This is a genomic window from Pseudomonas sp. I2, assembly GCF_040984075.1.
GTDB lineage: Bacteria > Pseudomonadota > Gammaproteobacteria > Pseudomonadales > Pseudomonadaceae > Aquipseudomonas > Aquipseudomonas guariconensis_B.
Genome location: NZ_JBCGFQ010000033.1, coordinates 21,982 through 34,440, shown reverse-complemented (window position 1 = coordinate 34,440; position 12,459 = coordinate 21,982). Strand labels below are relative to the sequence as shown.

10 protein-coding genes are annotated in these 12,459 nt (G+C 65.3%); 8 read left to right on the top strand and 2 right to left on the bottom strand.

The features are described 5' to 3' along the window. Window position 1: 1 nt before the first annotated feature. The 8 genes from miaA to WCE05_RS17395 all read left to right on the top strand — a co-directional run bounded on the left by miaA (window position 2) and on the right by WCE05_RS17395 (window position 9,764). Window positions 2-973: a tRNA (adenosine(37)-N6)-dimethylallyltransferase MiaA gene (miaA, locus tag WCE05_RS17430; RefSeq protein ID WP_225788948.1), complete on the top strand. Its 972-nt coding sequence runs from the start codon at window positions 2-4 to the stop codon at window positions 971-973. A gap of 94 nt (window positions 974-1,067) precedes the next feature. After that, window positions 1,068-1,328: an RNA chaperone Hfq gene (gene hfq / locus WCE05_RS17425; RefSeq protein ID WP_196176002.1), complete on the top strand. Its 261-nt coding sequence runs from the start codon at window positions 1,068-1,070 to the stop codon at window positions 1,326-1,328. Between the two features lie 12 nt (window positions 1,329-1,340). After that, the gene (gene hflX / locus WCE05_RS17420) at window positions 1,341-2,642 is read left to right on the top strand and encodes a ribosome rescue GTPase HflX (protein WP_225788949.1); all 1,302 of its coding nucleotides are present in this window, start codon (window positions 1,341-1,343) and stop codon (window positions 2,640-2,642) included. A 96-nt stretch (window positions 2,643-2,738) separates the two neighbouring features. After that, window positions 2,739-3,917 (top strand): FtsH protease activity modulator HflK, encoded by a 1,179-nt coding sequence (gene hflK / locus WCE05_RS17415; RefSeq protein ID WP_225788950.1) that lies wholly within the window; start codon window positions 2,739-2,741, stop codon window positions 3,915-3,917. Beyond that, window positions 3,917-4,786 (top strand): protease modulator HflC, encoded by an 870-nt coding sequence (hflC, locus tag WCE05_RS17410; RefSeq protein ID WP_225788951.1) that lies wholly within the window; start codon window positions 3,917-3,919, stop codon window positions 4,784-4,786. The genes hflK and hflC overlap by 1 nt, the downstream gene beginning before the upstream one ends. Window positions 4,787-5,076: 290 nt before the next feature. After that, window positions 5,077-6,264, top strand: a complete 1,188-nt coding sequence (locus WCE05_RS17405) for an ATP phosphoribosyltransferase regulatory subunit (protein ID WP_225788952.1) — start codon at window positions 5,077-5,079, stop codon at window positions 6,262-6,264. 56 nt (window positions 6,265-6,320) lie between these two features. Then, the gene (locus tag WCE05_RS17400; RefSeq protein ID WP_225788953.1) at window positions 6,321-7,613 is read left to right on the top strand and encodes an adenylosuccinate synthase; all 1,293 of its coding nucleotides are present in this window, start codon (window positions 6,321-6,323) and stop codon (window positions 7,611-7,613) included. Between the two features lie 216 nt (window positions 7,614-7,829). Next, window positions 7,830-9,764: a methyl-accepting chemotaxis protein gene (locus tag WCE05_RS17395; RefSeq protein WP_368816225.1), complete on the top strand. Its 1,935-nt coding sequence runs from the start codon at window positions 7,830-7,832 to the stop codon at window positions 9,762-9,764. Between the two features lie 106 nt (window positions 9,765-9,870). Here the strand turns inward: WCE05_RS17395 and WCE05_RS17390 are convergent, their stop codons facing one another. Beyond that, window positions 9,871-11,436 carry an iron ABC transporter permease gene (locus WCE05_RS17390; RefSeq protein ID WP_225788955.1) on the bottom strand — a complete coding sequence of 522 codons (1,566 nt, stop codon included), beginning with the start codon at window positions 11,434-11,436 and terminating at the stop codon, window positions 9,871-9,873. Beyond that, entirely contained in the window at window positions 11,436-12,449 is a 1,014-nt protein-coding gene (locus tag WCE05_RS17385; protein WP_368816224.1) for an extracellular solute-binding protein, read from the bottom strand. Before WCE05_RS17385 ends, WCE05_RS17390 begins: the two co-directional genes overlap by 1 nt. Window positions 12,450-12,459 lie beyond the last annotated feature (10 nt).

Here is a 12,459-nt window from a genome sequence, read left to right as displayed (position 1 = left end):
GATGAGCGGCAAGCCCCCAGCGATATTCCTCATGGGCCCGACGGCGGCCGGCAAGACCGACCTGGCCATCGAGCTGACCAAGGTGCTGCCCTGCGAGCTGATCAGCGTCGACTCGGCGCTGGTCTACCGTGGCATGGACATCGGTACCGCCAAGCCGTCGAAGGAAGTACTGGCCGCCCACCCGCACCGGTTGATCGATATCCTCGACCCGGCCGAGAGCTATTCGGCCGCGCAATTCTGCACCGATGCCCTGCAGGCCATGGCCGAGATCACCGCGCGGGGCAGGGTCCCGCTGCTGGTCGGCGGCACCATGCTGTACTACAAGGCCCTGGTCGACGGCCTGGCGGATATGCCGGCGGCCGATGCCGCGGTACGCGCCGAGCTGGAGGCCCAAGCCCGGGAGCTGGGCCTGGCCGAGCTGCATCGGCAATTGGCCGAGGTCGATCCGGAGTCGGCGGCGCGTATCCACCCCAACGACCCGCAGCGGCTGATCCGTGCCCTGGAAGTCTACCGGGTCAGTGGGCAGAGCATGACCGCGCATCGGCGGCGTCAATTCGCGGAAAGTCGCGAGGCAGACGCAGGCGCGGGCGGGCATTTGCCCTATACTGTCGCCAGCCTGGCCATCGCGCCTACAGATCGTCACATTTTGCATCAGCGAATTGCGTTACGATTTTCGCAGATGCTGGAACAGGGTTTCGTCGACGAGGTCCGAAAGCTGCGAGCCAGAAGTGACTTGCACGCCGGGCTGCCGTCTATACGGGCAGTGGGGTATCGGCAGGTCTGGGATCATCTGGACGGCAAGCTGACGGCCGAAGAGATGCGCGAACGGGGTATCATTGCCACGCGCCAGCTGGCCAAGCGGCAATTCACCTGGTTGCGCGGCTGGTCCGGCGTGCATTGGCTGGATAGCCTGGCCTGCGACAATCTGTCCCGCACCTTGAAATACCTGGGGACCGTCTCCATATTGAGCTGAGTCCCTGCAAATGCCGTCTATTCTTGCGAAAGGGCGGCCGGAATTATCGAATTTTCTTGTTTTTCTACTATTGATCCTTACAGGAGTGCGGCATATGTCAAAAGGGCATTCGCTACAAGACCCTTACTTGAACACCTTGAGAAAAGAAAAGGTCCCGGTTTCGATCTACCTGGTCAACGGGATCAAGCTGCAGGGCTCGATCGAATCCTTCGACCAGTTCGTGGTGCTGCTGAAGAACACTGTCAGCCAGATGGTCTACAAGCACGCCATCTCGACCGTGGTACCTGCCCGTCCGGTTCGCCTGCCAAGCCCGTCCGATTCCGACCACGGCGACGCCGAGCCAGGCAACGCCTGATAGGAGCCTGCATTGTTCTTTGAGCGCCACGGTGGTGGTGAACGGGCCCTTCTCGTTCACTTGGAAGGTCAGAACCCTGAGGCGCGCGAAGATCCGCAGGAGTTTCGGGAACTGGCACTGTCGGCCGGAGCGGACATCGTTTCGCTGGCGACAGTGGCACGGCACCAACCTACAGCGAAATACCTGATTGGCAGCGGCAAGGTCGAGGAACTGCGCGACCTGGTCCACGCCGAGCAGGTAGACCTGGTGATTTTCAATCACACCCTCACGCCCAGCCAGGAGCGCAACCTCGAACGTGTCTTCGAGTGTCGCGTGCTCGACCGTACCGGGCTGATCCTCGACATCTTCGCCCAGCGGGCGCGTACCCATGAAGGCAAGCTGCAGGTCGAACTGGCCCAGCTCGAACACATGAGCACGCGGCTGGTGCGCGGCTGGACCCACCTGGAGCGGCAGAAGGGCGGTATCGGCCTGCGCGGTCCGGGCGAGACCCAGCTGGAAACCGACCGTCGCCTGCTGCGGGTGCGCCTGCGGCAGATCAAGGCACGTCTGGAGAAGGTGCGCAGCCAGCGCGAGCAGGCCAGGCGCGGGCGCCGGCGCGCGGACATCCCGTCGGTCTCGCTGGTGGGCTACACCAACGCCGGCAAGTCCACGCTGTTCAATGCCCTGACCGCTTCGCAGGTGTATGCCGCCGACCAGCTCTTCGCCACCCTCGACCCGACCCTGCGCCGGCTCGAGCTGGACGACCTGGGGCCGATCGTGCTGGCCGATACCGTGGGCTTCATCCGCCACCTGCCGCACAAGCTGGTCGAGGCATTTCGGGCTACGCTCGAGGAATCGAGCAACGCCGACCTGCTGCTGCACGTGATCGACGCCCATGAGCCCGAGCGCATGGAGCAGATCGAGCAGGTACTGGCGGTATTGGGCGAGATCGGTGCCGAAGGCTTGCCGATCCTCGAGGTCTATAACAAACTCGACCTGCTCGAAGATGTCGAGCCGCAGATCCAGCGCGATGCCGACGGCAAGCCGCAGCGGGTCTGGGTATCGGCACGTGATGGACGTGGCCTGGAATTGATCGGCCAGGCGATTGCCGAGTTGCTGGGGGATGATCTGTTTGTCGGAACCCTGCGCCTGGAGCAGCGATTTGCCCGCTTGCGCGCGCAATTCTTCGCTCTCGGCGCGGTGCAAGGCGAGGTGCATGATGAACACGGCAGCAGCCTGCTGAGCGTGCGACTGCCCCGGGTCGAACTCAATCGGCTGGTCAGCCGCGAGGGTATGGAGCCGCAGGTGTTCATCGAGCAACACACTTTGCAATAAATGCCCGTCGAGGTCGCCGGGCAGCCGTGACAGGCATTCTGTAGCATTGGACGGCGCGCCGTGGGCGCGTCTTTGCTTTATCAGATGGAGAGCGCTATGGCTTGGAACGAGCCGGGTGGCAACTCGAACAATCAGGATCCCTGGGGCGGCCGCCGTGGCGGTGGTGGTGGCGACAAGAAAGGTCCACCGGATCTCGACGAGGCCTTCCGCAAGCTGCAGGACAGCCTGAACGGCATGTTCGGCAGCGGCAAGAAACGCGGTGGTGGTGACAGGAACATCGGCAAGGGTGGCGGCTTCGGCTTGCTGGGCATTGGCCTGGCGGTGCTGGCTGCGATCTGGCTGTACAACGCCGTGTACGTGGTGGACGAGCAGGAGCAGGCCGTGGTGCTGCGCTTCGGCAAGTACTACGAGACGGTTGGCCCGGGCCTGAACATCTACTTCCCGCCGATCGATCGCAAGTACCTGGAGAACGTGACCCGCGAGCGGGCCTACACCAAGCAGGGGCAGATGCTCACCGAGGACGAGAACATCGTCGAGGTGCCGCTGACCGTGCAGTACAAGATCACCAACCTGCAGGACTTCGTGCTCAACGTCGACCAGCCGGAGGTCAGCCTGCAGCATGCGACCGACAGCGCCCTGCGCCACGTGGTGGGCTCCACCTCCATGGACCAGGTGCTGACCGAGGGTCGTGAGCAGATGGCCGTGGACATCCGCGAGCGCCTGCAGCGCTTCCTCGACAACTACCGCACCGGTATCACCGTCACCCAGGTCAACGTACAGAGCGCGGCAGCCCCGCGTGAGGTGCAGGAAGCCTTCGACGACGTGATCCGTGCCCGTGAGGACGAGCAGCGTGCGCGCAACCAGGCCGAGTCCTATGCCAACGGCGTGGTGCCGGAAGCCCGAGGCCAGGCCCAGCGCATCATCGAGGATGCCAACGGCTACCGCGACGAAGTGATCGCCCGCGCCAAGGGTGAGGCCGACCGCTTCACCAAGCTGGTCGCCGAGTACCGCAAGGCGCCCGACGTCACCCGTCAGCGTCTGTACCTGGAGACCATGCAGGAGGTCTACAGCAATTCGAGCAAGGTCCTGGTGGCGACCAAGGATGGGCAGAACAACCTGCTCTACCTGCCGCTGGACAAGATGGTCGAGGGCAGCCGCAGCAGCTCTGCCGCGTCGGGTGGCAGCGTACCGGCGTCGGTCAACGATGCGGCCGTGCGCGCAGCGCAGGACATGCAACAGCAACAACAGTCGCTGCGTTCTAGGGAGAGCCGCTGATGAGCAATAAATCGCTGATCGTCCTGATCGCCGCCGTGGTGCTGGCGATCGTGGCCTGGAACAGCTTCTACATCGTGGCCCAGACCGAACGTGCGGTATTGCTGCAGTTCGGCCGTGTGGTCCAGGCGGATGTCCAGCCGGGCCTGCATGTGAAGATTCCATACGTCAACCAGGTGCGCAAGTTCGACGCCCGCCTGATGACCCTGGATGCCCCGACCCAGCGCTTCCTGACCCTGGAGAAGAAAGCGGTGATGGTCGATGCCTACGCCAAGTGGCGCGTCCAGGACGCCGAGCGCTTCTATACCGCGACCTCGGGCCTCAAGCAGATCGCCGACGAGCGTCTGTCCCGTCGTCTGGAAAGCGGCCTGCGTGACCAGTTCGGTAAGCGTACCCTGCACGAGGTGGTCTCCGGTGAGCGTGACGCGCTGATGGCCGACATCACCGCTTCGCTGAACCGCATGGCCAGCAAGGAGCTGGGCATCGAGGTCATCGACGTGCGCGTCAAGGCCATCGACCTGCCGAAGGAAGTCAACCGCAGCGTGTTCGACCGGATGAGCACCGAGCGTGAACGGGAAGCCCGCGAGCACCGCGCCAAGGGTAACGAGTTGGCCGAAGGTATTCGCGCCGATGCCGACCGTCAGCGCCGGGTGCTGCTGGCCGAGGCCTATCGCGAGGCCGAGGAGACCCGTGGTGACGGCGACGCCCAGGCGGCCGCCATCTATGCCAAGGCCTACACCCAGGACGCCGAGTTCTATGCGTTCTACCGTAGCCTGCAGGCGTACCGCGAGAGCTTCGCCAGCAAGAGCGATGTACTGGTCCTGGATCCGAAGAACGAGTTCTTCCGCTTCCTGGACAAGAGCAAACCCTGATGCTCTGATTCGGGAGCGCCCCGCCTGGCAGCTAAAACACCAGTCGGGGTGCATCCTGAATGAAAAGGGGTGTATGATGAGGCAGCCGGGAAATTTCCCGGCTTTTTTGCGTCTGCAAGGTTGATTGGCAAACGGCCAGTTGACGGTTGGGTCAGGTCGCAAGGCAATTCGAGGGTATTGGGTACGGTGGTAGCGCTGGGATCGGTGCTGCCCGCTGCTGTGCGCCAATGCCTGCTTCACTGACGGCTCGCCTGCAGGCAAGCCGCCCGGACCAGAGGGGAAATGGCGTAATGGCAACGGTAGACCGCTGGCTGCTGCCAGATGGCATCGAGGAAGTACTGCCACCTGAGGCTGCGCGCATCGAGATCGCGCGCCGCCAGGTGTTGGACCTGTTCCAGAGTTGGGGTTACGAACTGGTCGTCACCCCGCATATCGAGTACCTGGAATCGCTGCTCACCGGTGCCGGCCAGGACCTGGACCTGCGGACCTTCAAGGTGGTCGACCCGCAGTCCGGTCGCCTGATGGGCTTTCGTGCCGACTTCACCCCCCAGGTGGCGCGCATCGATGCCCACACCCTGCGCCGCGAAGGCCCGAGCCGCCTGTGCTATGCCGGTAGCGTCCTGCATGCCCAGCCGCGTGCCCTGTCCACCTCGCGCAGCCCGATCCAGCTGGGTGCCGAGCTGTACGGCGATGCCAGCCCCACCAGCGACGTCGAAGTGATCAGCCTGATGCTGGCCATGCTGCAACTGGCCGATGTGCCGGACGTGCACATGGACCTGGGCCACGTCGGTATCTACCGCGGCCTGGCCCGTGCCGCCGGCCTCTCCGGTGCGGTCGAGCAGCAGCTGTTCGACGCCCTGCAGCGCAAGGCCAGCGACGAAGTGCATGCATTGACCGCTGACCTACCGGCGGACCTGGGCAACATGCTGCGCGCGCTGAGCGAACTGTGCGGCGGCCGTGAAGTGCTGGCCGAGGCCCGCGTGCGCCTGGGCCGGGCACCGGCCAGCGTGCTAGCGGCCCTGGACGACCTGCTGGCGATCGCCGATCGCCTGGCCACGCGCTACCCGGACCTGCCGTTGTACTTCGACCTGGGCGAGCTGCGCGGCTACCACTACCACACCGGCGTGGTGTTCGCCGTGTTCGTCCCAGGCGTCGGCCAGTCGATCGCCCAGGGTGGGCGCTATGACGACATCGGTGCCGACTTCGGCCGGGCGCGCCCGGCCACTGGTTTCTCCACGGATTTGAAGACCCTGGTCACACTGGGGCGAGCGGAGGTCGTGCTGCCCTCTGGCGGGATCTGGATGCCCGACAGCGGCGACACGGCCCTCTGGCAGATGGTCTGCCAGTTGCGCAACGAGGGCCAGCGTGTGGTCCAGGCCCTGCCTGGCCAGCCGCTGAGTGCTGCCTTCGAGGCGGATTGTGATCGTCAATTGATTCAGCAGGACGGGCGCTGGCAGGTACTGCCGCTGACCCATTGAGATTCTTCGCCGGCAGCAGGCCGGCAACCAAGTTTGCGTGAATGAGGACAAGTGTTATGGGTAAGAATGTCGTCGTCCTGGGCACCCAGTGGGGTGATGAGGGCAAAGGCAAGATCGTCGATCTGCTGACCGAACATGCTGCCGCCGTCGTGCGTTACCAGGGCGGCCACAACGCAGGTCACACCCTGGTGATCAATGGTGAGAAGACCGTGCTGCACCTGATCCCCTCCGGCATCCTGCGTGAAGGCGTGCAGTGCCTGATCGGCAACGGCGTGGTCGTTGCCCCGGATGCCCTGATGCGTGAAATCACCAAGCTGGAAGAGAAGGGCGTACCGGTGCGCGAGCGCCTGCGTATCAGCCCGGCTGCCCCGTTGATCCTGTCCTACCACGTGGCCCTCGACCAGGCCCGCGAGAAGGCCCGTGGCGAAGCCAAGATCGGCACCACCGGCCGTGGCATCGGCCCAGCCTACGAAGACAAGGTGGCCCGTCGTGGCCTGCGCGTGGGCGACCTGTTCCACCGCGAGCGTTTTGCCGCCAAGCTCGGCGAGCTGCTGGATTACCACAACTTCCAGCTGGTGAACTACTACAAGGAACCGGCCATCGACTTCCAGCAGACCCTGGACGAGTGCATGGCCTACGCCGAGCAGCTCAAGCCGCTGATGCTCGACGTCACCGCCGAGCTGCACAACCTGCGTCGTGCCGGCAAGGACATCATGTTCGAAGGCGCCCAGGGCTCGCTGCTGGATATCGACCACGGCACCTACCCGTATGTCACCAGCTCCAACACCACCGCCGGCGGTATCTCCACCGGCTCCGGCGTTGGCCCGATGTACCTGGACTACATCCTCGGCATCACCAAGGCCTACACCACTCGTGTGGGTTCGGGCCCGTTCCCGACCGAACTGTTCGACGAGACCGGTGCCACCCTGGCCAAGCGCGGCCATGAGTTCGGTTCCACCACCGGCCGTGCCCGTCGCTGCGGCTGGTTCGATGCCGTCATCCTACGCCGTGCCATCGACGTCAACAGCATCTCCGGCCTGTGCCTGACCAAGCTGGACGTCCTGGACGGCCTGGAAACCATCAGCATCTGCGTGGGCTACGAGGATGAAAACGGTGCGGTCATCGACGCCCCGACCGACGCCGACAGCTACATCGGCCTGAAGCCGGTGTACGAAGAGATGCCAGGCTGGAGCGAGTCGACCGTGGGCGCCAAGACCCTGGAAGAACTGCCCGCTAACGCTCGCGCCTACATCAAGCGCATCGAAGAGCTGGTCGGCGCGCCGATCGACATCATCTCCACCGGCCCGGACCGCAACGAGACCATCGTCCTGCGTCACCCGTTTGCCTGATCCGCTGCCTCGCAAGCTGATCGAACGCCGCGTTCCCGCAAGGGGCGCGGCGTTTTTCATAGCCCCCGAAAGTCTTGCTACGCAAAAAAGCCGACCCTGACAAACACAGTCAGTACATTTGGCGTTTATGCCTGCTGCCTGCGGCACAACCCTTGCTGTAAGAAATGTCTGTAGTTGCCATCAAAATAGTGGCGCCAGAAACACGAGGGTTACAACGTGTCTGCCATCCTTTCACTGTTACGAAGCCGCCTCCTGCGGCCTGTGTTTGTTGCGCTCGGTATCGCTCTTCTGGTGCAGGTGCTGGTTGCCGTTGCACTGACCCGGAGCACGGTCACGGCCCTGGAAGCCGACCTGGGGGAGCGTCTGGGCAACGACAGCCGCAAGCTCGCCACGGAGCTGGAGCAGGCTGGCCAGGACGTGCGTTCGGGCCTCGACAGCCTTTCCGCCAGCACCCGCCAGCGCCTGAGCGCCGGGTTGTCGTCGCGCCTGGAGAGCGAGCAGCAGCAACTGCGCGCCACCCTGGAGAAGAACCTGAAGGACTCGGCCAACGACATGGCCGAATTGCTCGCCTCGGTCGCACCCCGGGCCATCTGGGACAATGACGTGCCGATGCTCTCGGACTTCGCCCGTCGTGCCCAGCGCAATCCCAACGTACTGTTCGTCATTTACGACGACGCCCAGGGCCAGCACCTGACGCGCTACCTCAACCGGCAGAACCCGATCAACCAGGCGCTGATCGAGAAGGGCCAGGGCGAGCGGGCATTGGACAAGGTGCTGGATGCCGCGCGCAAGGATCCATCCGTCTATTACGTCGAGGCCTCGATCAACCCCAATGGTGCCGAGATCGGCAAGGTGCTGATGGGGGTGTCCACCGCCGGTGTCGAGCAGGAACTCAAGGCCCTGGACCAGCGTTTCACCGCCTTGATCGCCAGCGGCGAGCAATTGGTGGGCGACAGCCTGGTAGCGGCGGCTGCCGATAGCGGCAAGGCCTTGCGCGCACGCCTGGAGACCGCACAGAACAGCGCCACGGCCATGCAGGCCAACACCGCGCAGGCCGTCCGCGATGCCGCCGCCGAACTGCGCTGGCGCATCGGCCTGGGGTTGGTGCTGGTGGGCCTGGGTGTGCTGCTGGTGGTGGCGGTGGTCCTGGGGCGGCGAGTGGTCAGCAAGCTGCGCCTGCTGATCGCGGCCCTCGATGACCTGGCCGCTGGCGATGGAGACCTGACCCGGCGCGTGCCCCTCGACAGCCGTGACGAGATCGGCGACATGGCCTCGGCGGTCAACCGTTTCGTCGACAAGCTGCAGCCCATCGTCCGTGAGGCCGGTGAGGTGGCCCAGCGCACCGGCGTGGAAATCGGTGCCATGGCCCAGCGCAATGCCGGTGCCGATGCCGCCGCCGCGTTGCAGCGTGACGAGGTCGCGGCCAGCCTGCGCGATCTGTCGAGCATGGCTGACGAGGCCCAGGCCGAGAGCCAGGCCATGCAGGCCGCGTTGCAGCAGGTGGTCGACATCCGCCAGGCCACCGATGACAACAGCCGCGCCTCGACCCAGTTGGCAGGGTTGATCGAGAACCTCGCCGGGCAGGTAGAGACCGGCTCCGAGGTGATCGAGCGGCTGGCCAGGCAGAGCGAGCAGATCGAGGTGGTGCTGACGGTGATCCACGGTATTGCCGAGCAGACCAACCTGCTGGCGCTCAATGCGGCCATCGAGGCGGCCCGGGCTGGCGAGACCGGTCGTGGTTTCGCCGTGGTGGCCGACGAGGTGCGGGCCCTGGCGAGCAAGACACAAAGCTCCACCGGGGATATCCAGGCGCATATCGCTGCGCTGCAGCAAGGGGCGAAGGAGGCTGTGGCGACCATCAGCCAGGCGGGGCGCCAGGCCAGCGAGGGCTTGCTGGTACTGCGCGAGAACGAGCGTCGCCAGCAATCGGTGCAGGCCGCGGTGGAGCAGGTGCATGCGGCCATCGGCCTGGCCACCCGGGCCGCCGAGCAGCAGGCCCATGGCGCCCAGGCGGTGCGCGGGCGGGTGGAGAATATCCATGCCCAGGCCGAACGCTCGGCCGAGGTGGTGATGCAGACGACGGCCAGCAGCAAGGTACTGGATGACCTGGCGGCACAGTTACGGGCCAGCCTGGGGCAGTTCCGCGCCTGAGGACCGAAGGCGGGGCTGCAAAGCAGCCCCAATATCGCTCGACCGAAAACCGCATCATCCATGATCGGCTCGGCCCCCGTGGGAACGGGCTTGTCCGCGAAGAGGCCTACGCCTTGTTCAGGTACATCCGTGTGGTCAGCAGGTATACCGGCAGTCCCGACACCACGATCAACAGCGCCGCATAGGGCGCTGCCGCGGCGAACTCGACATTGGCCGTATGCGCCCACACTTCGGTGGCCAGGGTCGTCATGCCCGTGGGGCTGAGCAGCAGGGTGGCGGTCAGCTCCTTCATGGCATCGAGGAACACCAGGGCGAAGGCGGCGGCCAGGGCCGGGAAGATGATCGGCAAGGTCACCCGGCAGAAGGCACCAAAGCTGCTGGCACCGAGGGTGCGCGCGGCTTCCTCCAGCGTCGGCGAGGCCTTGTTCAGCGCCGTGCGCACCGGCGCCTGGGCCAATGGCAGGAACAACAGGGCATAGGCCAGCAGCAACAGCGCGGTGGTCTGGTACAGCACCGGCACATAGTGCAGGGCGAAGAACACCAGGGTCAGGGCGATCACCAGGCCCGGCAGGGCATGCAGCAGGTACGGCAGGCGCTCGGCCCAGAGTGCCAGTCGCCCCTTGTAGCGCACCACCAGGAAGCTGACCGGCAGCGCCAGCAGCACGCAGAAGCCTGCGCCACCGAGGGATACCGACAGCGACGTGAGCAGCGCCTTGCCGATTTCCGCGACCGGGAAGGCGGCCGAGGAACCGACGCTCAGCCAGTAGCCGAGCATGGCCAGGGGGATGCCGCTACCCAGCACCGCCAAGCCCAGGCAGAACGCCTGCGCCAATGGCATCCAGCCCCGCAGGCGCAGCGGTTGGGCACGGCGCGCCACGCCCTGGCCAATGCGCACGTGGCGGGCCTTGCCGCGTACCCGCAGCTCCAGCCAGAGCATCGCCAGGCACAGCGCCAGCAGCACCGCCGAGAGCATGGCGGCGTTGGCGTTGCTGAATTCCAGCTCGAACTGCTGGTAGATCGCCGTGGTGAAGGTCTGCAGGCCGAGGATCGACAGGGCGCCGAACTCCACCAGCATGTGCAGGGCGATCAGCAGTGCGCCGCCGAGGATCGAGGGCCACAGCAGCGGCAGGGTGACCTTGAGGAAGACGCCCCAGCGCCCGCAGCCCAGGGTGCGCGCCGACTCCTCCAGGGAAGTGTCGAGGTTGCGCAGGGTCGCCGCCACCGGCAGGAACACCAGCGGGTACTTGGACAATGCCATGACCAGGATCGCCCCGCCCAGGCCCTCGAAGTCGGAGCTCAGCGAGACCCAGGTGAAGCTGCTGACGAACGCCGGCACGGCGAACGGCAGGCACAGCACCACACCCCACAGGCGCCGGCCGGGCAGGTCGCTGCGTTCCAGCAGCCAGGCCAGGGCCAGGCCGACCACCATGCAGGCCAGCGTGACCCCGACCATCAGCATCAGGGTGTTGCGCAGCAAGCCCCAGACGAAAGGGCGCCAGAGCAGGCGCAGGGCTTCGTGCCAGCCGGCCTGCCAGGCCTTGAGGGCGACGTACAGCAGCGGCAGCAAGCTCATCGCCACCAGGAACAGGACAGGCAGCACCACCCAGATCGAGGGGCGCTTGCGGCGTGGCACGAAACGCGCCAAGGCCGGCTGGGGCAGGGCGGCAGTCATCAGAGCAGGCCGACCTCGCGCTCGAGCTCCAGGGCTTCCTCGGCATTGCCCAGGTCGGCGGGAGTGATCTTCGGCGGGCGCAGTTCCTCGAACGGCTTCAGGCCCTGGTCGGAGACCATGCCTTTGTGCAGCGGGTATTCGGCGGTGGTCTGGGTGATCACCCGTTGGCCTTCTTCGCTGGCCATCCAGTTGAGCAGGGCCTGGGCCTCTTTCGGGTGCTTGCTGGCCTTGACCGCGGCGGCGCCGGAAATGGTCACCAGGCCGCCAGCGTCGCCGTCGGCCAGGTAGTAGAGCCTGGAGTCCAGTTGCCCGCGTTCGCGCTTGAGGGCATACCAATAGTAGTTGTTCACCAGCACAGCATCGACTTCACCCTTTTCCACGGCTTTCAGCGCGACCATGTTGTTGGTGTAGGTCTTGCCGAAGGCCTTCAGGCCGGTGAGCCAGTCCTCGGCTGCGTCACGCCCGTGCAGTTTGAGGATGGCCACGGCCTGCTCCTGGAACGCGCCGCTGGTCGGCACGAAACCGACCCGGCCGTCCCATTCGGGGTTGGCGAAGTCCATGACCGATTGCGGCAGGTCCTTTTCATCGATCTTCTTGGGGTTGAAGACGACCACGCGGGTGCGGGCGGTGACGCCCATCCAGGTACCGTTGGCGGCGACGTACTCCTTGGGCAGCATGTCCAGGGTGGCATCGTCGATCTTCGCCAGCAGGCCCAGCTCGCCCAGGTTGTTCAGGGGCGGCGATTCCTCGGTATAGATGACATCGGCTGGCGAGCGATCACCTTCCTCGATGATCTGGCTGGCCAGCTGGTTGCTGCTGCCCTTGCGGATATTGATGTGGATGCCGGTCTTGGCCTCGTAGGCCTTGGCGATGGCTTCGCCGATTTCCTTGTGCTGGCCGTTGTACAGGGTCAGGGTGACCGGTTCGTCTGCCAAGGCGGCCGGAGCGCCGATCGCCAGGCCCAGGATAGCGGCGGCCAGGATGCGCATCAGCGGTTGCGGGCGGATCGTCATGCGGGTACTT

Coding starts and splice junctions, on each gene's coding strand:
- WCE05_RS17405 (WP_225788952.1), top strand. CDS start 5,077: ATGGCAACGGTAGACCGCTGGCTGCTGCCAGATGGCATCGAGGAAGTA.
- hfq (WP_196176002.1), top strand. CDS start 1,068: ATGTCAAAAGGGCATTCGCTACAAGACCCTTACTTGAACACCTTGAGA.
- hflC (WP_225788951.1), top strand. CDS start 3,917: ATGAGCAATAAATCGCTGATCGTCCTGATCGCCGCCGTGGTGCTGGCG.
- WCE05_RS17400 (WP_225788953.1), top strand. CDS start 6,321: ATGGGTAAGAATGTCGTCGTCCTGGGCACCCAGTGGGGTGATGAGGGC.
- miaA (WP_225788948.1), top strand. CDS start 2: ATGAGCGGCAAGCCCCCAGCGATATTCCTCATGGGCCCGACGGCGGCC.
- WCE05_RS17385 (WP_368816224.1), bottom strand. CDS start 12,449: ATGACGATCCGCCCGCAACCGCTGATGCGCATCCTGGCCGCCGCTATC.
- WCE05_RS17390 (WP_225788955.1), bottom strand. CDS start 11,436: ATGACTGCCGCCCTGCCCCAGCCGGCCTTGGCGCGTTTCGTGCCACGC.
- hflK (WP_225788950.1), top strand. CDS start 2,739: ATGGCTTGGAACGAGCCGGGTGGCAACTCGAACAATCAGGATCCCTGG.